Annotated in this window: 18 protein-coding genes and 1 riboswitch; of the genes, 15 read left to right on the top strand and 3 right to left on the bottom strand. The window is 74.7% G+C overall.

Annotated elements, in window-relative coordinates; translation table 11 throughout:
• Positions 1-15 precede the first annotated feature (15 nt).
• From IE255_RS34570 to IE255_RS34530, 9 genes are all read left to right on the top strand, one after another.
• Positions 16-408: a nuclear transport factor 2 family protein gene (locus IE255_RS34570; RefSeq protein WP_190054366.1), complete on the top strand. Its 393-nt coding sequence runs from the start codon at positions 16-18 to the stop codon at positions 406-408.
• A gap of 30 nt (positions 409-438) precedes the next feature.
• Positions 439-975 (top strand): GNAT family N-acetyltransferase, encoded by a 537-nt coding sequence (locus IE255_RS34565; protein ID WP_190054365.1) that lies wholly within the window; start codon positions 439-441, stop codon positions 973-975.
• A 95-nt stretch (positions 976-1070) separates the two neighbouring features.
• Positions 1071-2876 (top strand): ABC transporter permease subunit, encoded by a 1806-nt coding sequence (locus IE255_RS34560; RefSeq protein WP_190054424.1) that lies wholly within the window; start codon positions 1071-1073, stop codon positions 2874-2876.
• Positions 2873-4171, top strand: a complete 1299-nt coding sequence (locus IE255_RS34555; protein WP_190054364.1) for an MDR family MFS transporter — start codon at positions 2873-2875, stop codon at positions 4169-4171. The genes IE255_RS34560 and IE255_RS34555 overlap by 4 nt, the downstream gene beginning before the upstream one ends.
• A gap of 208 nt (positions 4172-4379) precedes the next feature.
• A complete protein-coding gene (locus IE255_RS34550) occupies positions 4380-5789 on the top strand; it encodes a serine/threonine-protein kinase (protein ID WP_229906722.1) in 1410 nt (469 codons plus the stop codon).
• A gap of 129 nt (positions 5790-5918) precedes the next feature.
• Positions 5919-6104: riboswitch (cobalamin riboswitch) on the top strand.
• 30 nt (positions 6105-6134) lie between these two features.
• Positions 6135-6836 (top strand): energy-coupling factor ABC transporter permease, encoded by a 702-nt coding sequence (locus tag IE255_RS34545; RefSeq protein WP_190054363.1) that lies wholly within the window; start codon positions 6135-6137, stop codon positions 6834-6836.
• Positions 6833-7207 (top strand): energy-coupling factor ABC transporter substrate-binding protein, encoded by a 375-nt coding sequence (locus tag IE255_RS34540; protein WP_190054362.1) that lies wholly within the window; start codon positions 6833-6835, stop codon positions 7205-7207. Before IE255_RS34545 ends, IE255_RS34540 begins: the two co-directional genes overlap by 4 nt.
• Positions 7208-7212: 5 nt before the next feature.
• Positions 7213-7962, top strand: coding sequence for a cobalt ECF transporter T component CbiQ (gene cbiQ, locus IE255_RS34535; protein WP_190054361.1), 750 nt, complete (start codon positions 7213-7215; stop codon positions 7960-7962).
• Complete coding sequence (locus IE255_RS34530; RefSeq protein WP_190054360.1) at positions 7959-8822, top strand: energy-coupling factor ABC transporter ATP-binding protein; 864 nt, start codon at positions 7959-7961, stop codon at positions 8820-8822. Before cbiQ ends, IE255_RS34530 begins: the two co-directional genes overlap by 4 nt.
• Before the next feature lie 33 nt (positions 8823-8855).
• Here IE255_RS34530 and IE255_RS34525 read toward each other — a convergent pair whose 3' ends face one another.
• A complete protein-coding gene (locus IE255_RS34525; protein WP_190054359.1) occupies positions 8856-9992 on the bottom strand; it encodes an amidinotransferase in 1137 nt (378 codons plus the stop codon).
• Positions 9993-10157: 165 nt separating this feature from the next.
• Between IE255_RS34525 and IE255_RS34520 the strand changes: the two genes are divergently transcribed.
• Together IE255_RS34520 and IE255_RS34515 are read left to right on the top strand one after the other, a co-directional pair.
• Positions 10158-10814, top strand: a complete 657-nt coding sequence (locus IE255_RS34520; protein ID WP_190054358.1) for a maleylpyruvate isomerase N-terminal domain-containing protein — start codon at positions 10158-10160, stop codon at positions 10812-10814.
• Between the two features lie 226 nt (positions 10815-11040).
• Complete coding sequence (locus IE255_RS34515) at positions 11041-12855, top strand: ABC transporter ATP-binding protein (RefSeq protein ID WP_190054357.1); 1815 nt, start codon at positions 11041-11043, stop codon at positions 12853-12855.
• Between the two features lie 60 nt (positions 12856-12915).
• On the opposite strand, the gene IE255_RS34510 is transcribed toward IE255_RS34515, so the two are convergent.
• A complete protein-coding gene (locus tag IE255_RS34510; protein ID WP_190054356.1) occupies positions 12916-20355 on the bottom strand; it encodes a type I polyketide synthase in 7440 nt (2479 codons plus the stop codon).
• 158 nt (positions 20356-20513) lie between these two features.
• Between IE255_RS34510 and IE255_RS34505 the strand changes: the two genes are divergently transcribed.
• The 4 genes from IE255_RS34505 to IE255_RS34490 are packed head-to-tail and all read left to right on the top strand — an operon-like array spanning position 20514 to position 25031.
• Positions 20514-21542 carry a 3-oxoacyl-ACP synthase III family protein gene (locus IE255_RS34505; RefSeq protein ID WP_190054355.1) on the top strand — a complete coding sequence of 343 codons (1029 nt, stop codon included), beginning with the start codon at positions 20514-20516 and terminating at the stop codon, positions 21540-21542.
• Positions 21539-22483, top strand: a complete 945-nt coding sequence (locus IE255_RS34500; RefSeq protein ID WP_190054354.1) for an alpha/beta fold hydrolase — start codon at positions 21539-21541, stop codon at positions 22481-22483. The genes IE255_RS34505 and IE255_RS34500 overlap by 4 nt, the downstream gene beginning before the upstream one ends.
• Positions 22480-24054, top strand: coding sequence for an AMP-binding protein (locus tag IE255_RS34495; RefSeq protein ID WP_190054353.1), 1575 nt, complete (start codon positions 22480-22482; stop codon positions 24052-24054). Before IE255_RS34500 ends, IE255_RS34495 begins: the two co-directional genes overlap by 4 nt.
• The gene (locus IE255_RS34490) at positions 24051-25031 is read left to right on the top strand and encodes an NAD-dependent epimerase/dehydratase family protein (protein ID WP_190054352.1); all 981 of its coding nucleotides are present in this window, start codon (positions 24051-24053) and stop codon (positions 25029-25031) included. The genes IE255_RS34495 and IE255_RS34490 overlap by 4 nt, the downstream gene beginning before the upstream one ends.
• On the opposite strand, the gene IE255_RS34485 is transcribed toward IE255_RS34490, so the two are convergent.
• Complete coding sequence (locus IE255_RS34485) at positions 25006-25719, bottom strand: TetR/AcrR family transcriptional regulator (protein ID WP_190054351.1); 714 nt, start codon at positions 25717-25719, stop codon at positions 25006-25008. The two genes, IE255_RS34490 and IE255_RS34485, sit on opposite strands and share 26 nt — an antisense overlap.
• Positions 25720-25852 lie beyond the last annotated feature (133 nt).

The raw sequence follows: 25852 nt of genomic DNA, 5'->3' as shown, positions 1-25852 counted from the left end.
CGTTACGGTCGTCCTATGAGCGAAATACCCGAATCAGTCGAGGCCCGTCAGCTCGTCGACCTGGCCGAGGACTGGGCCGCAGCGATCGTCTCCAACGACCCCGCGCGCATCGCGAGCTTCATGGCGGAGGAGTGGGTGATCGTCTCCGAGTCGGGGATCGACCCGAAGGAGAAGTTCCTCACCCTCGTCGAGTCCGGAGCGCTCACCCACTCGGCGATGGACCTCAGGACGCGCCCCAGGGTCCGGGTCTACGGCGACACGGCCCTGGTCACCGGGCGGGTCACGAACACGGCCCACTTCCAGGGCGAGCGCCACGACGCCGACGAGTGGACGACCGACGTGTACGTGAAGCGGCAGGGACGCTGGCTGTGCGTGCTGAGCCACATCACTTCGGCGGCCCCCGACTGAGCGCCCAAGCTATTTGCATATGATGCGCAAATGCGCGACTACATCATCAGGGAAGCCACGACAGCCGACGTCGACGGGGCCCGGGTGGTGATGCTCGACACGGTGTACCGCGACTTCGACACGGGTTATGTGCCGCGGTGGCACGCCGACATCATCGATCCGGTGTCGTTCTACATCGCCCCGCCGCGGCACACGCTCCTCGTGGCCGTGGACCGGCGGGACGGCACGGTGGCGGCCACGGCGGCGCTGGACGCGCGCGGGCCGGCACATCCGCCGAACCCGCGCTGGCTGGCCGAGCGGTTCCCCTCGGGCGAGACCGCGCAGCTGCGGCGGGTGTACGTGCGCCCCGAGCACCGGCGGCGCGGACTGGCCCGGCAACTGGTCGAGGGCCTCCTGGAGTTCGCGCGGGCCGACGGCGGTTACCGGTCCGTGTACCTGCACACGTACCCGCACTCGCCCGGGGCGATGGGCCTGTGGCGGACGCTCGGCAAGGTGCTCTGCGACGAGCGGGAGGAAGTGCCCGGCGGCGGCAGCGGGGTCGTGCACTTCGAGATCCCCTTCTCCTGAGCAAGGCGGTGCTCAGGATCTCCCCCGTGACCAGAGGCCTCGCCGCCCTGCGCGTCCTCGCGCGGGGCGGCGGCCCGACGCTGCTGTGGCGGGCCGTGCTCACGGCCGCCCTGGTGGCCGCGATCGGCCTGCTGCCGTGGCTGTCGCGCACCGACCCGGCGCTCACCGTGCTCAAGGCCCGCTCGGCCGACCGCGACCCGGCACCCGGGACGCTGCGCGCCATCCGTGACCAACTCGGCCTCGACGACGGCCCGTGGGCGCTGCTCGGCCGCTGGCTGGGCGGGCTGCCGCGCGGAGACGCGGGCACCTCGTGGGTGTCCGGCACGCAGGTGCTGCCCGACGTCGTGCACTCGCTCGGCGCGTCGCTGCTGCTGATGGCCGGGGCCCTCGTGGTCGCGGCGGGCACCGCGGCGGCGGTGTGCGCCCGCACGCTCCGGCTCGGTGCGCGGGGACGGCTCGGTGCGCGCGGTCCCGGCGGCACGGCGACCGCCGTGCTGGCGGCCCTGCCCGAGTTCCTCGTCGCCTCGGTGCTGGCCTCGGTGATCGGCGTGCAGCTGGGCTGGCTGCCCGCCCTGGGCTGGTACGGGCCGCAGTGGATGGTGCTGCCCTCGCTGGCCCTCGGCCTGCCCGCCGGGGCGGTGCTCGGGCGGCTGCTGGACGACCTGCTGCCCGGCGCGTTCGCCGAACCGTGGGCGGTGGCCGCGGCGGCACGCGGCGTGCCGCCCAACTCCGTGGCACGGCAGGCCGTGCGGCGCTGTGTGCCCGGACTGCTGCCGAACCTGGGCCTGTTCGTCGTCGGCCTGACCGGCGGGTCGGTCGCCGTCGAGCAGATCTTCGACATCCCGGGCCTCGGCCGGCTCACCCTTCAGGCCGCCCTGGCCCAGGACCTGCCCGTCCTCCAGACCGGCACCCTCGCCCTGGTCCTGCTCGCGGCCGCCGCCGGGTTCCTCGCCCGGCTCGCGGTCCGGCTGCTGGTCGGGCCCGCGCTGCGCGACGGCGCGCTGCACTCCCCGCACCGGCCCGGCCCGCCCGCGCCGCGCACGCTGCCCCTGCTGTACGGGGCCCTGCTCGCCGCCGTCATCGGCTTCGGCCTGCCCCGTGACGCGCTCGCCCTGGACACCCTCGCCCGGCTGCAAGCCCCATCCCTGGCGCACCCGTTCGGCACGGACGCGCTCGGCCGGGACGTCCTCGCCCGGGTCTCCCACGGCGCCCTGACCACCCTCGGCATCGCCCTCGCGGTGAGCGCCGCCGCCCTGGTCGCGGGTCTGCTGCTCGGGCTGCTGCCGAGGCTGTCCGGGCCGCTGGTCGACACCGTCAGCGCCGTACCGCCCGTCCTGGCCGGTCTGCTCGTCGCCGGCATCGCGGGCAGCGGCCCCTGGACACCGGCGTTCGCCGTGGGTGTCGTGGCCTGGGCCCCGCTGGCCGCGCACACCTCCTCCCTGCTGCGTCAGGAGCGCGCGACCACACATCTGGCCGCCACGCGTGCCCTGGGCGCCGGCCGCTGGTACCTGCTGCGGCACGAACTGCTGCCCGCCGTGCTGCCGCCGGTCACCCGGCACGCCCTGCTGCGGCTGCCCGGCGTCGCGCTGAGCCTCGCCGCGCTCGGGTTCCTCGGCCTGGGCGCCCAGCCGCCGTCGCCCGAGTGGGGCCTGCTGCTCGCCGAGAACCAGCCCTACGCCGAGCGTGCCCCGTGGGCCGTCCTCTTCCCCGCCGCAGTGCTCGCCCTGCTCGGGGCGCTCGCGGTGACAGCCGCGGGCGGCGTACGACTGCCCCGGCGAACGCGCCCCGGCCGCCCGGCCGGACCGCCCGGGAAGCGGGCCGAGCCCGCCCCGGAACGGCGGCAGAGCCGCCCCGACGCCCTCCTGGTCCCCGTGTCCACCTCACCGACAGAAGAACGATGACCGACCGTATCTCCCGCGTACTGCCCCGCCGAACCGCCCGTACGTCCAAGGCCCCGCGCGCTCCGCGCGAGAGCACCTGGCGGCTCTGGAAGGACCTGTCCCCGCTGCTGCGGCTGCTGATCCTCACCCAACTCGCCTTCAACATCGGCTTCTACGCCGTCCTGCCGTTCCTCGCCGAGCACCTGGGCACCGCGATCGGCATGGCGGGCTGGCTGGTCGGCTTCGTGCTCGGGCTGCGCACCTTCAGCCAGCAGGGGCTGTTCGTGGTCGGCGGCTGGCTCGTCGACCGGTGGGGAGTGCGCCCGGTCGTGCTGGCCGGCTGCGTGCTGCGCATCGCCGGGTTCGCCTGGCTCGGGTACGCCGAGGCGAGCGGGGCCGTGATCGGGGCGGTGCTGGTGATCGGTTTCGCCGCCGCGCTGTTCTCCCCCGCCGTGGAGTCCGAGGTGGCCCGCCAGGCGGTGGTCTGGGAGGAGGAGCGGCACGGCCCGCGCACCCGGGTGCTGGCGCTGTTCAGCGTGGCGGGCCAGGCCGGGGCCTTCGTCGGACCGCTGCTGGGCGCGCTGCTGCTCGCCGTCGACTTCCGCACCGCGTGCCTCGCCGGTGCCGCGGTCTTCGTGCTCGTCCTCGCCGGGCACCTGTGGCTGATGCCGCAGCACATCCCCGGCCGGGTCCGCGTCCGGGAGCGGGGCGGGGCGCGCGTGCTGCTGCGCAATCGCCGCTTCCTGGCCCTGTGCTGCGCGTACGGCACGTACCTGCTCGCCTACAACCAGCTGTATCTGGCCCTGCCGGACGAGGTGCAGCGCGCGGCGGGCTCCCAGGCGCCGCTGTCCTGGCTGTTCGCCCTGTCCTCGGTGCTGGTGGTGTTCGCTCAGCTGCCGGTGACCCGCTGGGCGGGCGACCGGCTCGGCCTGCGCCGCTCCATGACCGCCGGGCTGCTGCTGATCGCGTCCGGCTTCGCGGTGGTGGCCGCCGCGCGCCCCGCCGGCTGGACGGGCGCCGCCGGGCTGCTGCCGGCCGCCGGTTTCGTCGTGCTGCTCACCGTGGGGCAGATGCTGGTCGTGCCCGCCGCCCGCGCCTGGGTGCCCGACCTCGCCGAGGAGGGCCGGCTCGGCCTGTACATGGGTGCGCTGTCCTCCGTATCCGGCCTGATCGTGCTCGTCGGCAGCGCGGCCACCGGCTCCCTGCTCGACCTGGGACTCCCGGCCGCGGTGCCGTGGCTGGTCCTCGCGGCCGTACCGGCCCTGGCGGTGGCGCTGCTGCCGCGCCGGGAGGAGGGGGCCGCGGCGGCGTCCTGACCCACCGTGCGGCAACCACCCGCGCGGGAGCGTCACTCCGGCGGGCGACACCCCCCTTCCGGGATTTTCGGGACCGTACCGCCCGCGGACACCGCTCCGGAGAACGGCGGTCACGCGACGCCAGTATCCTGGGTCGGCTGCGGCACCCCCCACCAAGCCCCGTGCGACCACGGGGAGTTCGGCCTGCGGCGATGACCTTCCCACACGCATGAGACGAGGACGAGTGCTGCTAGCGGGCCGCTACCGGCTGGATGTTGAGATCGGGCGCGGTGGAATGGGAGAGGTCTGGCGGGCGTACGACGAGACGCTCGCCAGAGCGGTGGCCGTGAAGCTGCTGCTGCCCCAGGACACCGACGCCACGGCGGCCTCCCGGTTCCGCCTGGAGGCCCAGACCGCCGGGCGTCTCAACCACCCGAACGTGGTCGGTGTACTGGACTTCGGCGAGTACGACAACCGGCTGTACCTGGTGATGGAGCTGGTCGAGGGCGACAGCCTCGCCCGGGTGCTCGCCGTGTCCGGCGCGCTCCCCGCCGAGCGGGTGGCCTCCCTCGCCGCGCAGGCCGCCGCCGGGCTCGCCGCCGCACACGCGCAGGGCATCGTCCACCGCGACGTCAAGCCCGCCAACCTGCTGCTGGACGCGGGCGGCACCCTGAAGATCGGCGACTTCGGCATCGCGCGGTTCCTCGACGACCCCGGTGCCGCGCTCACCGCCACCGGCCAGATCGTCGGCACCGGCCTGTACCTCGCGCCCGAACGCGCCCTGGGGCAGCCCGCGGGGCCCGCCTCCGACATGTACTCCCTGGGGTGCGTGCTCTACCAGCTCCTCAGCGGCCGCCCGCCGTTCCAGGCCGACACCGCCGTGGCCCTCCTCCACCAGCACCTCGACACCGCCCCCGTGCCGCCCCGCGAGCTGGGTGTCGCCGGTCTGCCACCGGCCTTCGAGAGCTACCTCCTCGGGCTGCTCGCCAAGCAGCCCGAGGACCGGCCCTCGGCCCAGCAGGCCGCCGAGTGGTTCGCCGGCGGCGCCTGGCGGGGGCTGCCCGAGCCGCTGCCGGAGGCCGCGTCCCCGGTGCCGCCCTCCGGACCGGGAACGTACCCGCCGCCCGAGACCGGCAGCGTGTCCACGTACGCGCTGCCCGGCGCCCCCGCGCTGCACACCACCCGCACACACCAGGCCGGGCGTGCACGCCGCTCCGCACCGCGCGGCGGCCTCGGCAGCAGCTCGAGAACCGCCGCGACGATCGCCGCGGCGGCGCTCTTCGTCGCGGCGATGCTCGCCGGCATGCTGTGGTTCTCCCCGGACAACACCGCGACGGAGGGCACGGATCCGGACGCCTCACCGTCCGCGAGCAGCCCGGCCGCCCCGGCGTCCGGCGACTCCGCCTCGCCCCTCTCCTCCGACCCGGAACCGGCCACCGCTCCCGGCGCGGGCACAGTGGCCGATGTCACCCCGTCCACGACTCCGTCCGTCTCCCCGGCCCCTCCCTCGCCGACCCCCAGCGCCACGGCCCCCACGGAGGAGGCGACCAGCGGGCCGGAGCAGGCGGAGAAGCCCAAGCAGGAGAAGCCGCACAAGATCCAGGAGGGCGACGACGGAGACGACGGCGACGACGACTGACGCGGCCGGTGGTCGTGGGGCCGGGGCGCCGCCCGTCTCGCGCGGATCCGCGGGAGGATTGCGCCGGTGTGCGAGCGGGCGCCCCCTCGCGCGCCCCCTGCGTGGCTTGTCATCGCCCTTATCCCGGCCTTATTGTCACCACGCCTTGGTGAACGGGAAATCCGGTGTGATGCCGGTGCGGCCCTCGCCACTGTGAATCGGGAAGTCCGGCTCCGGCCCTCACGGGCAGCCACTGGGTCCTCAAGGACCCGGGAAGGCGGAGCACGGGCGGTGGTACCCGTCAGCCAGGAGACCGGCCAAGGCGCGTCAACCATCCACGAGGTGCTGGAGAGGGTCTGCTGAGCCATGCACATAGCCGAGGGTTTCCTGCCTCCGGCGCACGCGGTCGCCTGGGGCGCCGCGTCGGCGCCGTTCGTCGTCCACGGAGTCCGGTCGCTCACCCGTGAAGTGCGCGAGCACCCCGAGAGCACCCTGCTCCTCGGTGCCTCCGGCGCCTTCACGTTCGTCCTGTCCGCCCTGAAACTGCCGTCCGTCACCGGCAGTTGCTCCCACCCCACCGGCACCGGACTGGGGGCCATCCTGTTCCGGCCGCCCATCATGGCGGTGCTGGGCACCATCACCCTGCTCTTCCAGGCCCTGCTGCTCGCGCACGGCGGCCTCACCACCCTCGGCGCCAACGTCTTCTCCATGGCGATCGCCGGGCCCTGGGCCGGATACGCGGTCTACAAGCTGCTGCGGCGGTACGACGTGCCGCTGATGGTGGCGGTGTTCTCCGGGGCGTTCGTCGCCGACCTGTCCACCTACTGCGTCACCAGCGTGCAGCTGGCGCTGGCCTTCCCCGACCCGGGCAGCGGATTCCTCGGCGCGCTCGGCAAGTTCGGCGCCATCTTCGCCGTCACGCAGATCCCGCTCGCGGTGAGCGAGGGCCTGCTGACCGTGCTCGTGATGCGGCTGCTGGTGCAGTCCAGCAAGGGCGAACTGACCCGGCTGGGCGTGCTCCTGGCCGGGAAGCAGGCGCGGACCGAGACCGAGGCGGTGGCCCGATGAGCCGGAACACGAAGATCAACCTGGTGCTGCTGCTCGTCGTGGCCGCGCTCGCCGTGCTGCCGCTCGCGCTGGGCCTCGGCGACCACAAGGAGGAGCCGTTCGCGGGCGCCGACGCCCAGGCGGAGACGGCCATCACCGAGCTGGACCCGGACTACGAGCCCTGGTTCTCACCGCTGTACGAGCCGCCGTCCGGGGAGATCGAGTCGGCGCTGTTCGCCCTCCAGGCGGCGATCGGCGCGGGCGTTCTCGCCTACTACTTCGGCCTGCGGCGCGGCCGGCGCCAGGGCGAGGAACGGGCGATGGCCCGTCAGGAGGCCGATGACGCGGGTGCCGTGAGCGCCGCGGGGGCGTCCGGGGCCGAAGGGGCCTGAGCCGCGTGCTGCCGATCGACGCGGCGGCGCACAGCAGTCGCTGGCGCCGCCGCCATCCCGTGGACAAGGCCGTGCTCGGACTCGGCCTCACCGTGCTGGCCATCTCGCTGCCGCCCTGGCCGGGCGCGGCCCTGGTGCTCGTGACGGCCCTTTCCCTGCTGCTGGGTCCGGCCGGCGTGCCCGGCCGGCGGCTGTGGCGGGCCTACCGGGTGCCGCTCGGCTTCTGCGTGACCGGCGCGGTCACCCTGCTCGTCCAGGTCGGCGGGCCGGGGGGCTTGGTCTCCCTCGCCGGTGACGGGCCGGTGCGGGCCGGGGAGTTGCTGCTGCGCACCTCGGCGGCCTCCCTGGGCGTGCTGCTGTTCGCCTTCACCACGCCGATGTCCGACCTGCTGCCGCGGCTGGTGAAGGCCGGAGTGCCCGCGCCGGTCGTCGACGTCGCCCTGGTGACGTACCGGATGAGCTTCCTGCTCCTGGACTCCGTGCGCCGCATCCGGGACGCCCAGGCCGCCCGGCTCGGGCACACCAGCCGGGCCGCGGAGTGGCGCTCCCTGGCCGGGCTGGGCGCCACCGCGTTCGTGCGGGCCTTCGACCGGGCGACCCGCCTCCAGGCCGGTCTCGCCGGGCGCGGCTACGACGGCACCCTGCGCGTCCTGGTGCCCGAGGCCCGGGTCTCCGTCCGCTTCACGGCGGCCAGTTGCGCGCTCCTCGCGGCGCTGGCCGTCCTCACCCTCGTCCTGGAAAGGCCGCTGACATGAGCGAGCCCGCCCTCGTCGCCCTGCGGGGCGCGTCCTTCGCCTACGAGGACGGCCCGGCCGTGATCGGCGGCCTCGACTTCGACATCCGCGAGGGGCGCGCGCTCGCGCTGCTCGGCCGCAACGGCAGCGGCAAGACCACCCTGATGCGGCTGCTCAGCGGCGGACTGAAGCCGCACGAAGGCCGGCTGACGGTCGAGGGGCGGCCGGTGTCGTACGACCGCACGGGCCTGACCCGGCTGCGGACGACCGTCCAGCTGGTCGTGCAGGACCCGGACGACCAGCTGTTCGCTGCCTCCGTCGAGCAGGACGTGTCGTTCGGCCCGCTGAACCTCGGCCTGCCCGACGCGGAGGTGAGGGCGCGGGTGGCGGAGGCGCTCGACGCCCTGGACATCGCCGCCCTGGCCGGCCGGCCCACCCATCTGCTCTCCTACGGGCAGCGCAAGCGGACCGCGATCGCGGGGGCGGTCGCGATGCGGCCCCGGGTCCTCGTCCTCGACGAGCCGACGGCCGGGCTCGACCCCGACGGCCAGGAACGGCTCCTCACCACGCTCGACGGGCTCCGCGCGCGGGGCACCACGGTCGTGATGGCCACCCACGACGTCGACCTCGCCCTGCGCTGGGCCGACGACGCGGCACTCCTCACGCCGACCGGCGTCCGCACCGGGCCCGCGCCCACGGTTCTGGCCCGGACGGATCTCCTGCGGGAGGCGGGGCTGCGGCTGCCGTGGGGCGCCGCGGCCGCGGCACTGCTCCGCGCCCAGGGCGTGTTGACCGAGTCGGCGCCCGGCCCGCGGACGCCGGACGACCTCGCCGCCCTCGCGGCGGGACTGCGGCTGGGGACGGGCGGCAGCGGCGCCTGAGATCCGCCCGCCGGACTGCCCCCGGGCGGCGGGTCAGTCGAAGTACGACTGGAGCGAGCCGCGACGCCGGACGTCGAGTGTCGCGCAGTGGAACGAACCGCCGAACGGCGCGTAGTGCAGCAGGTCGCAGGGGATCGGCTCGAAGCCCCACTTCTCCAGAGCCCGCAGCATGCCGGTGTGGTGCCGCTCGGCGATCACGCGCCGCTCGTCGATCATGAGCACGTTCATGCTGAGCCACTTGCCGCACATCGAGGTGACCTTGAGCAGCCGCTCGTCGATCGGGTCCGGCTCGGGGGCGACCAGGACGTCCCAGGAGTCCAGGATGCCGGGCAGCCGGTCGGGGTCGATGTACTCGGGGTTGATCAGCACCTTTCCGGGCGCGAGCAGGACGAACGTCGTGTCGATGTGCATGGGCGTGCGGCAGCGGCTCTCGATCTCGTGGATGCGGTACTCCGTCCCGAGGTGGCGGCGCAGCCATTCGATGCCCGTCCGGTTGGTGACGTTGCTACGCGTGACGAACAGGTCCCGTCCCGCCCGGACGAAATCCGCCGCGTCGAACACGGGCTCGAACTCGGTGAGGATGTACCGCATGGGCTCGCCGTCCTTCGGGACCCGGAAGTCCGGATCGAACAGCTCGTCCGTGAGCTGCGGCCTGGGTGCCGCCGTCCAGCGCGCGCCGCGCCGGAAGTAGTCCTTGAGGATGGGCCGGTAGGAGTGCGTCTCGAAGTACCGGCACGGCCACGCCATCGGGGTCTCGATGATCTCGTCGCCGATCACGAGCATGCTGTCCCGCGGACAGGTGTTGCAGAAGCCGCGCGAGGACCAGTCGGGGGTGGCGAAGCGGCGCCGGTGGTCGACCGCGTCCGGGCGCCTGACCGTGACGCCGAGGGACTCCAGCAGGGTGACGAACCGGTCGATCTCCTCCTGCGCCTGCTCGACGAGCATGCGCGGATACCGCAGGCCCGCGGCGAGCCCCTGGAGCCGCCCCGCCCACGGCGGGACGTTGCAGGTCACCACCGGGTGGTCGGAGGGGATCGTCGCGCCCTCCAGGCGCCCGACGATGATCTCCTCCAGCGGATCCCACTCGGTGTGCGAGTTGACCGGCGACAGGAGCTGCTCCGTCGGCTGGCCGGTCTCGGTCGGTACTCCGGGGTTCCGCAGGACGGTCATGCTCACCACCTTGGGATCGCGCGCTTGGTGATGCGCCGCACTTGCCAGGTTACTCAACGTGGCCTGCCGGTGCTGTCCACGTCAACGGTCGCGACGCCCACGGTACCGAGCAAAGTGCCCCGAATCCGCTTGTCCACGCTCGCGGCGCCGCACTACGTTGCCGAGGTGGATCTCTTCTCACGCTCCTGGGCGGCACTGCGCGCGGCGGTTGACGACCTCTCCGACGAGGACTTCGCGCGGCCCTCCGGCTGTACGGGCTGGCTGGTGCGGGACCTGGTCTGCCATCTGGTCATCGACGCCCAGGACGTCCTGATCACCCTGGCCACCCCCTCCGGCCGGGAACCGACCCGTGACGCGGTGACCTACTGGGAGGTCTCCGACACGCCGCCGACCGGCGAGGACCCGCTCGACGCGCTGACGGTCCGGCTGGCGGCGGCGTACGAGGAGCCGCACCTGCTCAAGTTCCACCTGGACGACGTCGGCTCCGCCGCCGGCCGCGCCGCCCTGCTCGCCGATCCCGCGTCCCGGGTCAGTACCCGTGACGAGGTCTTCACGGTGGCCGACTTCCTCTCGGTGTACGTCCTGGAGTGGACGCTGCACCACCTCGACCTGATCGCGCACCTCCCGGATCCGGAGCAGCCGCCGGCGGAGGGGCTCGCCCGGTCCCGCGAGTTGCTGGAGCGGATCGCGGGAAGCGCGTTCCCGGCGTCGTTCCACGACCTGGACGCGCTGCTGGTCGGCACCGGGAGGCGGGCGCCGACCGAGGCGGAGCGGGCCGACCTCGGCGAACTGGCCGCGAAGCTCCCGCTCTACCTGGGCTGACCGGACGCCTCGGGCCCCAGCCCGTCACCACCCCGCCCCCGAGTCCGCCCGCCGTGCCCCTTGGCGCTCCCCGCACACCCCCGCCCGGCCGGAAAACACTTGGACTCCGCGGTCGCCGTCGCGGGACACTTCCGGACTCAAGCCGAAATCCACACATCCGTTGCGGCGATGGCCCCTGCCCGCACACAGCGCGTGGCGGGCGGCCACAGGACGACACAGGGGTGGGATGGAAACGCCTGGAACACGCAGGGTTCAGCCGGGCAAGCGCTCGGTACTTCTCGCACTTCGGTACTACGGACGGGAGTTGGCCCGGCTCCGCCGGCTGACGGCACCCGCGATGCTGCTCTCGGCGCTGGGCAACATCGGAATCAACTACATCGCGCCGCTCATCGTCGCCAAGCTCGTCGGCGACATCGCCGGCGACAAGGACGTCACGGTCGCCTCGACACTGCCGTACGTGCTGGGCTTCGCCGGTGTCCTGTTGCTCGCGGAGGCACTGTGGCGCATCGCCATACACTGCCTCAACCGCCTCGACGCCCTCGGCATCGAGCATCTGTACGTGATCGGGATGGACGAGCTGTTCGCCAAGGACGCCGCGTTCTTCCACGACAACTTCGCCGGTTCGCTGACCAAGCGGGTCCTCAGCTTCGCCTCCCGGTTCGAGCCGTTCGTGGACACCCTGGTCTTCCAGATCGTGGGCAGCTTCGTGCCGCTGGTGTTCGGCGCGGTGGTGCTGTGGCGTTACGAACCGCTGCTCGTGGTCGGTCTGCTGGTGATGATCACGCTGACGGCGGTGCTGGTCGTGCCCCTCATCCGGCGCCGGCAGCGGCTCGTCGACGAGCGTGAGGAGGCGATCGCCCGGGTGTCGGGCCACGTCGCCGACAGCCTGATGAACATGGACACGGTGCGGGCGTTCGCCGCGGAGGAGCGCGAGGCCGCCGAGCACCGTTCCCGGGTGGCGATGTCGCGCCGGCTCACCGTGCGGTCCTGGGACTACGGCAACCTGCGCATCGACACACTGGTCGCGCCGATGTCCGTGCTGACCAACGCGATGGGCCTGCTGCTCGCGGTCATGCTCGGCGGTGGCGCGCTCGGCGTGGAGGCGATCGTGGTCGCCTTCGCCTACTACAACAACGCGACCCGGATCATGTTCGAGTTCAACCAGATCTACCGCCGGCTGGAGAGCTCGATGACGGAGGCCGCGCAGTTCACCGAGCTGCTCCTGACGCCGCCGACCGTGCTCGACCCGCCGGCACCGGAGCCGCTGCGGCCCCGGTCCGCCGATGTCCGTTTCGAGAAGGTGACGTTCGCGCACCGGGGCGGCCGGCCGCTGTTCGACGGGCTCGACCTGGCCGTGCCGAGCGGGGCGAAGCTCGGCCTGGTCGGCCGGTCCGGCGGCGGCAAGACCACGCTCACCCGGCTGCTGCTGCGGATGACGGACATCGACGGCGGCCGCATCCTGATCGGCGGTCAGGACATCAGCCGGCTGCGCCAGGCCGACCTGCGCAGTCAGATCGCCTATGTGCCGCAGGACCCGGCGATGTTCCACCGCACCCTGCGGGAGAACATCGCGTTCGCCCGGCCCGGCGCCACCGACGCCGAGATCCGCCGGGCGGCCGAGGCGGCGCACGTCACGGAGTTCGCCGACGCGCTGCCGGCCGGCTTCGACACCATGGTGGGCGAGCGGGGCGTCAAGCTGTCCGGCGGTCAGCGCCAGCGTGTCGCCCTCGCCCGGGCGATCCTGCGCGACGCGCCGATCCTGCTGCTCGACGAGGCGACCAGCGCCCTGGACTCCGAGAGCGAGCTGCTCGTCCAGGAGGCGCTGTGGCGGCTCATGGAGGGGCGGACGGCGCTGGTGGTGGCGCACCGGCTGAGCACGGTCGCGACCATGGACCAGCTCGTCGTCCTCGACCGCGGGCGGATCGTCGAGCAGGGCACGCACCAGGAGTTGCTCGCGCTCGACGGCGCCTACGCGAAGCTGTGGCAGCACCAGTCGGGCGGGTTCATCGACGACACCGCCGGGCGGGCCGAGGTGCTGTAGCGCCGGCTCGAAGGCCGTCTCCCCGCCCCGGAGGAGACGGCCTTCGAGCGGCCCCCGGCGCTACGTCAGGTCCAGTCGGCCGTACACCAGTCGGGCGAAGTGGTTCAGCGTCCGGTCGCTGCTCATCAGCTCGGCGGCGGCGAGGCGGACGTCGAAGTGCTCGCCGGCCCGCACCAGGAACTCGGTGCTCAGCAGCGAGTCGAGGCCGAAGTCGGTCACCGGCCGGGCCGGGTCCAGCTCCTCGGGGTCGCTGTGCAGCACGGCGGCGAGCAGCCGGGCCAGGGTCCGCGTGATGGCGGCCCGGGCGTCGTCGGGGGTCATGGCGGCCAGTTCCCGCAGCAGGTCCGCGCGGCCCTCCGGGTCGGGGGCGGCGTCGGCCGGCACGAGGCCGGTGAAACGGGCCGTGGCCAGGGCGGGCAGCAGGCGGCGGGCGCGGCTCCAGCGGTAGCGGCCGATGCCGGCCACGTCCGTGTCCGGACGGAGCAGGCCGCCTGCGGTGGTGAGGGCCTCGGCGACGGAGAGAGGCTGGAAACCCCGTTCGGCCATGGCGTCGCCGAGGGCGTGCCGGGCGACGTATCCGGTCTCGCCGATCGGGCCGAAGGCGAGAGCCGTGGCGGGGTGCCCCTGGGCGTGGCGGGCGCGGGCCTGGGCCTCCAGGTAGGCGTTGCCGGCCGCGTAGGGGGCCTGGCCGACGTTGCCGACGGCGGCGGCGATCGAGGAGTAGGTGAGGAACAGGTCGAGTTCGTGGTGCGCGGTGAGGCGGTGCAGATGGGCCGCCCCGTCGGCCTTGGGGGCGAGGACGGCGGTGAAGCGGTCGTCGGTGAGGTCGGCCAGGGGCGCGTCGTCGAGGTGCATCGCGGCGTGGACGACACCGCGCAGCCGGTGCCCGGTGGCGTCGATCGCGTCGACGACCCCGCGCAGTGCCGCCTCGTCGGTGACGTCGGCGGCGTGGGCGGTGGCATGGACGCCGCGCCGGGCCAGGTCCGCCAGGAGGGCGGGCGCCTCGGGAGCGGCCTGCCCGCGGCGCGAGACCAGGGCCAGGTGCCGGGCGCCGTGGTCGGCCAGCCACCGTGCGGTGGCGGCGCCGAAGCCGCTCAGCCCGCCGGTCACGAGGTAGGTGCCGTCGGCGTCCAGGGCGGGCGCGCGGGGTGCGGGCCGGACGGGGACGGGTTCGTCCAGCGGGTTCATGTCGGCTTGGCCGACGGAGACGGTCTGGTCGACGGAAGCCGCCTGCTCGTCTGAAGGGGCCTGCTCGAAGGAGACGACCACCTTGCCGATGTGCCGGGAGTGCTGGAGGACCTGGAAGGCCTCCTCCACCCGGGCGGCCGGGTAGACCGTGTGCGGCAGCGGCCGGTACACGCCGCGGTCGATGTGGGTCACGAGGTCCGCGACGAGGCGCGGGCCGCGCTCCCGGTCCAGCACCACATGGTCGAGGTTGAGGCCGATGAACGTGAGACTGCGGTCGAAGGGCCGCAGCGGCAGCGTGTGGTTGAGGTAGATGTCCCGCTTCCCCAGTTCGACGAAGCGGCCGTTGGGACGCAGCAGGTCCAGTCCCTGGGCGATCGCCTCACCGCTGAGGGAGTTGACGACGACGTCGACGCCCCGCCCTTCGGTGAGTTCGCGGACGCGCGGCACGAAGTCCAGGCTGCGTGAGTCCAGCACGTGCCAGGCGCCGAGGCTGCGCAGTAGGTTCCGCTTGGTCTCCGTTCCGGCGGTGGCGATGACGCGGGCGCCCCGGGCGCGGGCGCACTGGAGTACGGCCAGGCCCACGGCTCCGGCGCCGCCGTGCACGAGCACCGTCTCACCGGATGCCAGGCGGGCCAGGTCCACCAGGGCGTGGTGGACCGTCAGGAAGGCGACGGGGAAGGTCGCCGCCTCGGCGTAGCTCATGCCGTCGGGGATCTTGAGCAGGGAGTACTCGTGGGTGACGCCGTGGGAGGCGAGGACGGCGGGCACGAGACCGCAGACCCGGTCGCCGACCGCGAGGCCGGTCACTCCGGGTCCGACCGCGCGGACGATCCCGGCGCCGTCGGTGCCCAGTCCGCGGCTGAGGCCGCTGTCCTCCACGGCCTCGGGCGGCAGCAGGCCGTTGGCGCGCAGGGGGTCGCGGTAGTTCAGCGCGACCGCGCGCATCTCGACGGCGACTTCACCGGGGCCGGGCTCCGGGAGGGCCGTCTCCCGCCAGACCAGGCGCCGGGCCGGGCCGGGGTCGCGGACGTCCAGCACGAAGGGCACGCCGGTGCGGACGGCGGGGGGCTCGTCGGCCGGGTGCTCGATGTGCAGGGGGGTGAAGCGGCCGGCCGGTGTGAGGACGACCTCGTCCTCGGCCGCGCCGTCGGGCTCGTCCGGGGAGCGGCCCGCGGTGAGCAGCTCCAGGGCGAGCCGCCGGGCGTCGGCGGCCGGGTCGGCCGTGCGGTCGAGGGAGACGCGCCGCAGTCCCAGGCCGGGCTGCTCGTTGGCCAGGGTGCGGGCGGCGCCCCAGACGGCCGCGTCCTCGGGGTGCGCGGGGCGTTCCGGGGCGGGGAACAGGCCGGTGGGGCGCGTGACCAGCCACACCTGGGGGGCGCGGTCCTCGGGCAGGGTCCGGCAGGCGGCGGCCAGAGCGCGCAGGACAGCCGCGCGGTGGGCGGTCCGCGCGGCGACGTCCCGCCGGTCGGGCTCGGCGAGGAGCAGGACGATGCGCGGAGCGGCCTCGGTGGGCAGTGCGGCCGTCCACGCGCCGGCGTCGGCGGGGGCGGTCAGGACGGTCGCCGGGCCGAGCAGGGCGGCCAGTTCCCGCGCGGTCGGGTGCTCGGCGTCGGTCTCCGTGGCGACGGTCCAGGCCGTGTCCGGCAGCGGCCCGGGCAGGGCGGACGGGTCCGCCGGAGCCTGGGGTGCGACGGCCGCGACGACGGAGTGGTCCGTGGGCCCGGTCTGCCACGGGCCGATGAAGCCGCACCGCTCCAGCAGGGGCGTCCACGCGTCGCGGGGCAGCAGCCGGGTGGTGGGGCGCAGGTCCCGGTCAGCGCGTTTCCACCACGACTCCAGTCCGCCCAGCAGCAGGGCGTCGATCCGGTCGTGGTGCCGCTCGGTGGCCAGCAGGTGGCCGCCCGGTGCGAGGAGCGAGCGCAGGTGTCCCAGTGCTGCGGCCAGGTCGGCGGTGGCGTGCAGGGCGTCACCGGCCAGAACCAGGTCGAAGCCGCCCGCCGGGAAGCCCTGGACGGCCGGGTCGGCGTCCGGGTCGAGGGTGCGGTACTCGATGAAGCGGCAGGCGGCGAAGCGGTGCCGGGCGCGGGCGAAGGGGGCGTTGGACGGGGCCGTGCAGGTGTAGTGGGTGCGGTCGGGCGGGAGCAGCGGCAGCGCGGCGGCGGTCAGGGCCGTGGTGGTCGCGCCCACTTCCAGGACGCGCAGGGGGCGGTCGGCGGGCCAGGCGCGGACGATCCGGTCGAGCAGCGCCTGCACCACGCGGTGGGTGAAGCGGTGGGCGGGTGCCGTCTCCTGCCACTGTTCGAGGAAGCTGTCGCCGACGGGCAGCAGGTCGCGGGGGTCGACGGTGCCGCGCAGTACCTCGGGCAGCTCCCGCAGCTGACTGTTGATCAGCAGCGCGAGCGGGCCGAACCGCGGGTGCTCCTCCACCAGGCTCCGCAGCGACTCCTCCGGGCAGGCCGTGGCGTCGGTCAGCCGCCAGGTCTCCCCGTCGGCCTCGGCGAGGTGGTGCTCGGCCAGCAGGGGCAGCATCAGGCGCACCAGCCTGCGGTGCCGCGGTGCCAGGCCCTGGCCGACCAGATCCGGCATGGTGAACGGCTCGCCCAGGTGCGGTGCCAGGCCGCGCAGGGCCGCTGCCCAGCAGGTCGCGCCGGCCCGTTCGGCGGCGGCTGTGAACGCCGCGTGGCCGCTGTCCTCCAAGGCGGCGCGGGCGGCGGCGATCCGGGCCCGGGCGGCCTCGGCCAGTTCGGCCGGAGCGGGCAGCGGGGACGGCGCGGCGGGCAGCGAGGGGTGCGGGGCCGCGCGCAGGACGGTGCGCTGGACGGTCAGCGGGGCGTGGTCGGAGAGGCGGGCGCGCCGGGTGCGGCACTTGTCGATCTCGGCGGTGACGGTGCCGTCGAGGTCCGCGTAGGTGATGTCCCAGCAGATCTCGTTGGCGCTGCGGCTGCGGCGCCGCAGGTGGACGACGCCCTCCTGCGCGGGGGTGCGCCAGATCCGGACCGCTCCGAAGGCCGAGGGCAGGTAGCCGGCGGCTTCCCGGGTCGGCTGCTCGGCCAGGGCAACGGTGGCCTGGAGGGGGCCGTCCAGCAGCACGGGGTGGACGGTGTAGCCGTCGGCCGGGTGGTCGAGCCGGTACCGGGCGAGCAGTTCGCCGTCGCCGACGTCCAGGCTCCGCAGGAGCTGGAACCCCGGACCGAGCTCCAGCCCGACGCGGTGGCAGTGCTCGTAGTGGTCCGGGCCGGCGAGGGCGCGGGAGCAGCGCGCCTTGACCGCGGCGATGTCCAGCGGGGCGGGGGCGGTGCCGAGTCGCGTGCGGACCTGGGCCCGGGCGACCGGCTGGACCTCGGTGCCGCGGGTGTCCCGGGTGCTGATGGTCAGGGTGCCGTCGGTGGGGGTGACGGCGGTCTGGAGCGCGGCTCCCGCCGGGTCCGGCCACGGAACCGCGAACGGCCGGGAGATCTCCAGGTGCCGCACCTCCACCGGGCGGTCCAGCGCCCGCTGCCCGGCCGTGACCGCCATCTCCACGTACGCGGCGGCGGGCATCAGCACGCCGCCGCCGATCCGGTGGTCGCCCAGCCAGGGCACGAGCTGGGGTTCGACGCCGCCGTGCCACAGGGGGTGGGGGGCGGGCAGCCGTTCGCCGAGCAGGGGGTGGTCCAGCGCTCCGGTGCCGCTGGTGTGCACGATCAGGTCGTGCGGGGTGCCGTGCCAGTGCCGGTCGCGCTGCCAGGGGTAGGCGGGCAGGTCGGCGACCCGGCCGGGGTGCGGGAAGTGCGCCTGCCAGTCCACGTCGGCGCCGGCCGCGAGCAGGGCGGCGACGGCGGCGGTGGCCTCGCGCGGCCCGTCCCCGTCCCGGTGCAGCGTCGGCACGTACGTCAGGCCCGTACGGCGCAGGTACGGGCGCAGGACCGGGTGCGGCCCGATCTCCACGACGATGCCGATGCCCTCGTCCGCGAGCCGGCCCATGGCCTCGGCGAAGCGGACGGGCTCGCGCACGTTGCGCCACCAGTACGCCGCGTCGAGCTCCGGGCCGGCCAGCGCGGTGGCCGTGACGGTGGAGACGAACGGCACCCGTGCCTCGCCGGGGGCCAGGCCGGCGAGGGCGGCGCGCAGCGGTTCCTCGATGGGGTCCATGGCGCGGCTGTGGAAGGCGTAGTCCAGGTCCAGTTCGCGGAAGAAGACGTCCCGGGCGGTCAGGCCGGCGCCGAGGGCGGCCAGCGCGTCGGGGTCGCCGGCCACCGTGACGTCGCGGTCGCTGTTGATCCCGGCGATCTCCAACGCCCCGCCGAAGCGGGCCAGTTCCGCACGGGCCGCGTCCTCGGCCAGCCCGACGGCGGCCATGCGGCCCCGGCCCGCCGTGGTGGCCTGGGTGCGGCTGCGCTGGGCGAGCACGAGCGCCGCCTGCTCCAGGGTCAGCGCCCCGGCCGCGCAGGCGGCGGCCACCTCGCCGACGCTGTGCCCGGCGACCGCGGCCGGGCGCAGGCCCCGGGAGGCCAGCAGCGCGGTCAGGCCCCACTGCACGGCGAACAGCACCGGCTGGGCGATCTCGGTGCGCGCCCAGCGTGCCGCGGTGGGGCGCTCCAGCTCCTTGGCCACGGACCAGCCCAGATGCGGGGCCAGCGCGGCGTCGGCCTCCTCCACGGCGGCGCGGAAGACGGCCTCGCCCGCCATCAGGCCGGCGGCCATCCCGGGCCACTGGGAGGCGTTGCCGGAGTAGACGAACGCCACGGCGCCCCGCTCGGCCCTGCGGATGACGGCCCCGCCGGCCGGCGCGTCGGTGAACAGGTTCTCCAGTTCCCCGGCCGCCTGCCGCGGATCGGCGGCGAGCACGGCGGCCCGGTGCGGGTGGGCGCTGCGCCGCAGCGTGCTGGTGCGGGCGAGGTCGTAGTACTCCTCCGGTGCCGCTCCGCGCAGCCGTTCGGCCATCCGCGCGCTCAGCTCACGCAGCGCCTTGGGCGACCGCGCGGAGACCACCACCGGCACCGGCCGGTCCGCCCGCTTCGGCCCGGGCGGCACGGGAGGGGGTGGTACGACGATGGCGTGGGCGTTGGCGCCGCCGAAGCCGAAGGAGTTCACCCCGACCGCGGCCCGTGCCGAGCGGGGCAGTGCCACGGGCGTGACGGTGGGGGCCAGGCCGAGCGCGTCGAAGTCGATGTGCGGGTTGAGCGGCAGGGCGTGCAGGGAGGCGGGTGCGGTGCGGTGGCGGAGGACCAGGATCGCCTTGAGCAGACCGGCCATGCCGGCCGCGGGCTCCAGATGGCCCAGGTTGGACTTCACCGACCCGATGGGCAGCGGGCCGTTGCCGCGCCGCGTGCCGAGGGCCTGTCCGACAGCGCGGGCCTCGGCGGGGTCGCCGACCGGCGTGCCGGTGCCGTGCGCCTCGAAGTAGACCAGGTCGTCCGGTGCGATGCCGGCCTCCTCGCAGACCGCGCGCAGCAGCGCCTCCTGGCTCTGCCAACTGGGCAGTGTCATCCCGGTGGTACGGCCGTCGCAGTTGCTGCCGGTGCCGGCGAGGACGGCGTGGATGCGGTCGCCGTCGGCCACCGCGTCCGCCAGCCGCTTCAGCACGAGCACCGCGCCGCCCTCGGCCCGTACGAACCCGTCGGCCTCGGCGGAGAAGGCCGCGCACCGGCCGCGCCGGGACAGCATTCCGGCGTAGGAGAACCCGGCGTAGGAGAACGGGTTCAGGAGCACGTTGACGCCGCCGGCCAGGGCCACGCGGCTGGTGCCCTCGCGCAGTGTGCGGCAGGCGCGGTCCAGTGCCACCAGGGAGGAGGAGCAGGCCGTGTCGACGGCCATGCTGGGGCCGCGCAGGTCGAAGGTGTACGACAGGCGGTTCGCCGTGATCGAGAGGGTGCTGCCGGGCATGGTGTGCGGGCTGGTGTGGTCCTCCAGCATCGACAGGACGGTGCCGTAGGCCGGGTCGGAGACGCCCACGTACACGCAGGTGTCGGACCCGGCGAGCGCCTCGGCCGGCAGGGCGGCGTCGTCCAGGGCTTCGGCGGCCATCTCCAGCAGCAGCCGCTGCTGGGGATCGACGTGGGCCGCCTCCTTGGGCGAGATGCCGAAGTACGCGGCGTCGAAGGACGCGATGTCGTCGAGGAAGCCCCCGGCGGCGGTGTAGCTGCGGCCCGGTCGCACCGCGCCGGGATCGACGAGCCGGTCCTTGGGGAACCGGTCCGGCGGCATCTCCCCGACGAGGTCGCGCTCGTCCCGCAGCGCTGCCCACAGCCCGTCCAGGCCGGTGATGCCGCCCGGCAGCCGGCAGCCGATGCCCACCACCGCCACCGACCGGTCGTCCCGTCCAACGCCCATGCCCCGCCCCCCTGTTGCTCTGCCTGGCCGTACGAGCGGAAGGACAACTGCCCGGGTGGCGCGGCACCCAAGGCGGGGTTCACCCGTGGGTGTGGTCGCGGTCCACCACACGAGTGAACTCGGCGTCACGGTGCGTGACCGGCCGTTACGGTGGCGCGGTGCTCGAAGCCCCGCGTGCCCGCTTGACAGCAACCGCCGTCCACCTGCCGTCCCGCTACCGGACCATGGAGGAGATCCGGGCCGGGATCGCCGCCGCCGGAAGCCCCTACGTACCGCCGCCCGGCCTGCTCGAGGACATCACCGGCGTGCGTGGCGTCCATGCGTGCGAGGAGGGCGAGTGCGCCTCCGACCTCGCGGTCGCGGCCGCCCGCAAGGCCCTCGCGGACGCCGGCACGGCCATCGGCGAGGTGGACCTGCTGCTGTTCGCCGCCACCAGCCATGACCTGCTGGAACCGTCGACTTCACATCTGGTGGCCGCCAAACTCGGCGCCACCTGCCCGGTGTTCGACGTGAAGAACGCCTGCAACAGCGTCCTCAACGCCATGGAGGTGGCGACCGCGTTCATCGCCACGCGCCGCTACCGCACGGTGCTCATCGCCTGCGGCGAGGTGGGCTCCATGGTCACGCGCTGGCACGTCCCCGACCACGAAACCCTGTTGCGGGCCATGCCCGGCTACACCGTCTCCGACGCCGGCGCCGCCCTGCTGCTGACCGCCGGGCCCGCCGGGGACGACGACCCCGGGGTGCTCATGCTGCGGTTCGCCGCCGAGTCCACCGCCTGGAGCGCCTGCACCGTGAGCGGCGGCGGCACCATGCATCCTCGGGCCTTCGACGACGAGCATCTGACCATCCGGCTCAACGGCGATCTGCTGCGCACGACCGCCGTCGAGGGGCTGCCGTTCCTCCGGCAGTCGGCGGAGCGGGAGTTGGACGCGATCCGCTCCAGCGCCTTCATCGCCTTCCACCAGATCGGCATGGCCCAGTACCAGGAGATGGTCGAGGCGCTCTCGCTGCCCGCCGACCGGTGCATGCCCGCCGTGGCCGAGCACGGCAACTGCGCCGCGGCCTCCCTACCCCTGCAACTGGTCAAGGCGCGTGAGACCGACCGCATCGAGCCGGGCGACACCGTGGCGATGATCGGCCTGGCCAGCGGCATGAGCTTCGGTCTGGCGCTGGTGCGCTGGTGACCGCCGAGAGCCGCCGCCCGGCCGCCGGTCCGCGCGCCTCCGTCCTCCAGCAGCTGCTGCCCGGCTATCCCGCCCGCGAGCACTGGCGGCTGGTGCCGGCGACCGGCCAGCACTATCTCGACGTCGGCACGGGCGAGCCCCTGCTGTTCCTGCACGGCAACCCGACCTGGAGCTACGCCTGGCGCAAGCTGCTCCCCACCCTGGTCCCGCACGCCCGGTGCCTGGCCCCGGACCTGCCCGGCCTCGGACTGTCCCAGCACATGACACCGCCGTACGGTTCGACGGACCCCTACCGGTACCAACTGGACCACCTGGACGCCCTGTACGGCCATCTGGTCCGCGACGCGGGCGTCCCGCCCCGGGGGTGGACGTTCGTCGTGCACGACTGGGGCGGGCCGCTGGGTGTGGCCTGGCTGCTGCGCAACCCGGGCGTCGTCTCGCGCCTGGTGGTCCTCAACACCATCGCCTTCCCCTGGCCCGACGGCTACCGGCTGCCGTTCTACCTGCGCTGGATCAGGGACCATCGGCCGGTGGCGGCCGCGGTCCACGCCACCAACGCCTTCGCCCGGGCCGCGGTCCGGCTCGGCGTCACCCGGCGGCTCAGCCCCGCCGAGCGGCGCGCCTACCTGCTGCCCCACGCCCGCCGGGACAACCGCCGGGCGATCACGGAGTTCGTCCGCGCGATCCCGCGGGGCCCGGCCGACGCGGCCTGGCGGCTGCTCACCCCGCCCGACGGCGCCGACGGCCTCGGACGGCTGCCGATGCTCATCGGCTGGGGCATGCGCGATCCGGTCTTCACGCCGCCGGTCCTCGCCGAGTGGATCCGCCGGCACCCGCACGCCCTCGTCCACCGCTACCCCCGTGCCGGCCACCTGGTGATGGACGACGCCGGGGACGAACTCGGCGTCCACATCCGCGACTTCCTGCGAGGACAGCGATGACCGTCGCACCCGACAGCGTCTTCACCCGCCTGGCCCGGCTGACCGAGCACCCGCGGGCGACCGTCCTCGTCCGCTGCGCCGGCGCCCTGTCCGGGCAGGACGTGACGGCGGCCCAGCTGCTGGACGGCTGCCGCCGCACCGCCGACGCCCTCCGCGCGGCCGGGGTACGGCGCGGGGACAAGGCCGTGGTGATGACGCGGGACGCCTATCACCTCGTGGCGTGCGTCTACGCGTTGATCTCGCTCGGCGCCGTCCCCGTGCTGATCGAGCCGCGCGCCGAGGTGCGCCGCTGCCTGGACGAGATCGCCCCCGGCGTGTTCATCGGGGAGCCCCTGGCCCATGTGGCGCGGCGGGCCCTGGGCTGGGGCCGCGGCCAGGTCCGTACGGCCCTGGTCACCGGCCGCGGCCTCCCGGGCCGGCTCCTGGGGCGGAGCCTGCCCTTGGCGGTGCCGGACGGCAGCGGCCCGCTGCCGCCGGTGCCGGAACCGCGGCCGGACGACCTGGCGATGATCGCCTTCACCTCCGGATCCACCGGGCAGCCCAAGGGCGTGGAGTACCGCTGCGCCACCCTGGCCGGACAGCTCGCCGCCCTGGACGCCGTGCTGCGCGCCGAGCCCGGCGACGTGCTGCTGTCCTGCTTCCTGCCGTTCGCCGCGCTGGGCCCGCTGCTCGGGCTGACGACCGTCGCCCCGCAGGTCGACCATCTGGCCCCGGCCCGCACACCCCCGGGGTCCCTCGTCGGGCCCCTCCGGCGCCACCGGGCGACCCACGTCCTCGGCTCACCGGCGGTCCTCGGCCTGATCGCCGGCCACTGCGTCCGCCACGGCCTGACGCTGCCCTCGGTCCGCCGTGTGCTCTCCTTCGGCGCACCCCTGCGCCCGCGTCTCGCCGAGATGCTGGCGAAGGCCCTGCCGCCCGGGGCGGAGATCCTCAGCGTCTACGGCGCCACCGAGTGCCTGCCCGTCGCCGCGATCGACGCCCAGGAGTTGCGCGTGCGGCCGCCCGCGGGGCACGTCGGCACCTGTCTGGGCCGCCCCCTGCCCGGCGTCAGGGCGCGCATTCTCGACGCGGACGGCACCGGGCTCGGGGAGATCGCCGTCGCCGGGCCCATGGTCAGTCCCGCCTACCATGCCCGCCCCGACGCCACGCGCGCCGCGAAGTCCCTCGCAGACGGCGCCCTGTGGCATCGCACCGGCGACCTGGGGCGCCTCGACGGCGAAGGCCGCCTCTGGTACCTCGGTCGCTCGGCCCATCTCGTCATCGGCGAGGGCTTCGCCCTGACCACCGAGGACATCGAGGCCGCCGCCGACACCGCCGCCGGAGTCCGGCGCACCGCCCTGGTCGGTGTCGGAGCCGCCGGGCGGCAGCGGGCGGTGCTCTGCGTGGAGCCGGAGCCGGGCGCGCGGCGGGACGCGGTGGTGGAGGCGTTGCGCGCGGTCCTCGGCGACCATCCGGACGCCCGCCGCATCGCCACCGTGCTCTTCCACCCGCGCTTCCCGACCGACATCCGCCACAACTCCAAGATCGACCGTGCCCGGCTCGCCACGTACGCGGCGGGAGGCCGGCGTTGAGGGTCCTGGTCACCGGCGGGAGCGGGTTCCTGGGGCAGGAGATCTGCCGCCGGCTGGTCGCCCGCGGCACCGCCGTCTCCTCCCTCGGCCGCCGCCCGAGCCCTGCCCTGGAGCGCCTCGGCGTCCGGCACCACCAGGGAGACCTGGCCGATCCGGCCGCCGTCTCCCGGGCGGTCGCGGGCTGCGACGCCGTCCTCCACAACGCCGCGCTCGCCGGGGTCAGCGGTCCGCTCGCGCCGTACTGGCGGACCAACGTCCTCGGCACCCGCAACGTTATCGACCAGTGCCGCGCCCACGGGGTCGGCACGCTCGTCCACACGTCGACCGCGAGCGTCGTCTTCCGGCCCGGCGGCCTGGAGAACGCCGACGAGCGCTGCCCCTACCCCGACCGGCACCTGGCCGCCTATCCGCGGACCAAGGCCCACGCGGAAGCCCTCGTCCTGGCCGCCGACTCCCCCGGCCTGGCCACCGTCTCCCTGCGCCCGCACATCATCTGGGGCCCCGGCGACCCGCACTTCGCCCCGTCCCTGGCCCGGGCCGTGCGCGCGGGCCGGCTGCTGATGCCCGGCGACGGCACGAACCTCGTCGACACGACCCATCTGCACACCGCCGCCCACGCCCACCTGCTCGCCCTGGACCGGCTCCGGGAAGGCCGGCCCATCGGGGGCCGGGCCTACTTCATCACCCAGGACGAGCCCCGCCCCCTGCGCGACATCACCGCCCACTTCCTGCGCGCGGCCGGGATCCGGGCCACCTGGTGCGCCGTGCCGCGGCCCCTGGTCCGGGCCGCCGCTACCGCATGCGAATCCGCCCTGCGGCTGACCGGCCTCGCCCGCACCCACGCCCTCAGCCGCTTCCTCCTCGCCGAGCTGCTGGACCCGCACTGGTTCAGCGTCGAAGCCGCCCGCCGCGACCTGGGGTTCGAGCCGCCGATCAGCTTCGACGCGGGCATCAGGGCGCTGTCGGCCGCCGGGTGAGGGCGCGGGCCCGGGCCGCCAGGGCCTCCAGCAGGAGGTCCACCGCCTGCGGGAAGGAGCTGTCCGCCATCCCGGCCAGCTCGGGGCGCACCGCCGTGAGGGCCGGGTACGTCGCCGGATCCAGGTCCTGGTAGACGTCCCGCCAGGCGCGGTGGTCGGCCTCGCGCTGCTGCCGCGGGAGGGCGTGGAACGCCGCCTCCGTGGCGGCGTGGCTGAGGACGGTGTCGATGAAGGCCAGGTAGAGCCGTGCGGCGTCGGCCGGCTCGAAGCCCGCGGTCAGCAGCAGGCCGATCCCCGTCTCCACGGCACGGATCTCGTTGCGGCGCCGGGTCACCCGGTGCGCGGCCAGGGCGGCCGCCCGGGGGTGGGCGAGGTATCCCGCGCGGACCCTGAGGGCCATCTCGCGCAGCGAGGCCACCCAGTCGTCGCCGGGGACGAATCCGGCCATCGCGTCCCCGATGATCCGGTCGGCGATCGCGAGCACCAGGTCGTCGGTGCCGTGGAAGTAGCGGTACAGCGCGGTGGGATCGCAGCCGAGGGCCGCGCCGAGCCGGCGCACGCTCAGCGCCTCGGGGCCGTGCTCGCCGATCAGCCGGAGGGCGGTCTCCACGATCAGGTCCTCGGACAGCAGGATCCCCGAACGAGTGGGCCTGCGGCGCCGGCGCTCCTGCGGGACACGGGTGGACATGACCGGGGCTCCTCTCCTCGCACGTCTTCTCGCGCGTCTTCTCGCGCGCCGGGCACGAGCCGCTCCCCGCAGTGAACGGCCCCCGCCGCCTTACGTCAACAGGGTTGACCCAATGTGGACACCGGCTGTTCCA

Source organism: Streptomyces lomondensis (assembly GCF_014651035.1).
Classification (GTDB): Bacteria; Actinomycetota; Actinomycetes; order Streptomycetales; family Streptomycetaceae; genus Streptomyces; species Streptomyces lomondensis.
Note: the sequence above shows the minus strand (reverse complement) of the source record. Positions and strands in the feature narration are given on the sequence as shown.

Coding starts and splice junctions, on each gene's coding strand:
- IE255_RS34565 (WP_190054365.1), top strand. CDS start 439: ATGCGCGACTACATCATCAGGGAAGCCACGACAGCCGACGTCGACGGG.
- IE255_RS34510 (WP_190054356.1), bottom strand. CDS start 20,355: ATGGGCGTTGGACGGGACGACCGGTCGGTGGCGGTGGTGGGCATCGGC.
- IE255_RS34540 (WP_190054362.1), top strand. CDS start 6,833: ATGAGCCGGAACACGAAGATCAACCTGGTGCTGCTGCTCGTCGTGGCC.
- IE255_RS34485 (WP_190054351.1), bottom strand. CDS start 25,719: ATGTCCACCCGTGTCCCGCAGGAGCGCCGGCGCCGCAGGCCCACTCGT.
- IE255_RS34530 (WP_190054360.1), top strand. CDS start 7,959: ATGAGCGAGCCCGCCCTCGTCGCCCTGCGGGGCGCGTCCTTCGCCTAC.
- IE255_RS34525 (WP_190054359.1), bottom strand. CDS start 9,992: ATGACCGTCCTGCGGAACCCCGGAGTACCGACCGAGACCGGCCAGCCG.
- IE255_RS34545 (WP_190054363.1), top strand. CDS start 6,135: ATGCACATAGCCGAGGGTTTCCTGCCTCCGGCGCACGCGGTCGCCTGG.
- IE255_RS34495 (WP_190054353.1), top strand. CDS start 22,480: ATGACCGTCGCACCCGACAGCGTCTTCACCCGCCTGGCCCGGCTGACC.
- IE255_RS34550 (WP_229906722.1), top strand. CDS start 4,380: ATGAGACGAGGACGAGTGCTGCTAGCGGGCCGCTACCGGCTGGATGTT.
- IE255_RS34515 (WP_190054357.1), top strand. CDS start 11,041: ATGGAAACGCCTGGAACACGCAGGGTTCAGCCGGGCAAGCGCTCGGTA.
- IE255_RS34555 (WP_190054364.1), top strand. CDS start 2,873: ATGACCGACCGTATCTCCCGCGTACTGCCCCGCCGAACCGCCCGTACG.
- IE255_RS34570 (WP_190054366.1), top strand. CDS start 16: ATGAGCGAAATACCCGAATCAGTCGAGGCCCGTCAGCTCGTCGACCTG.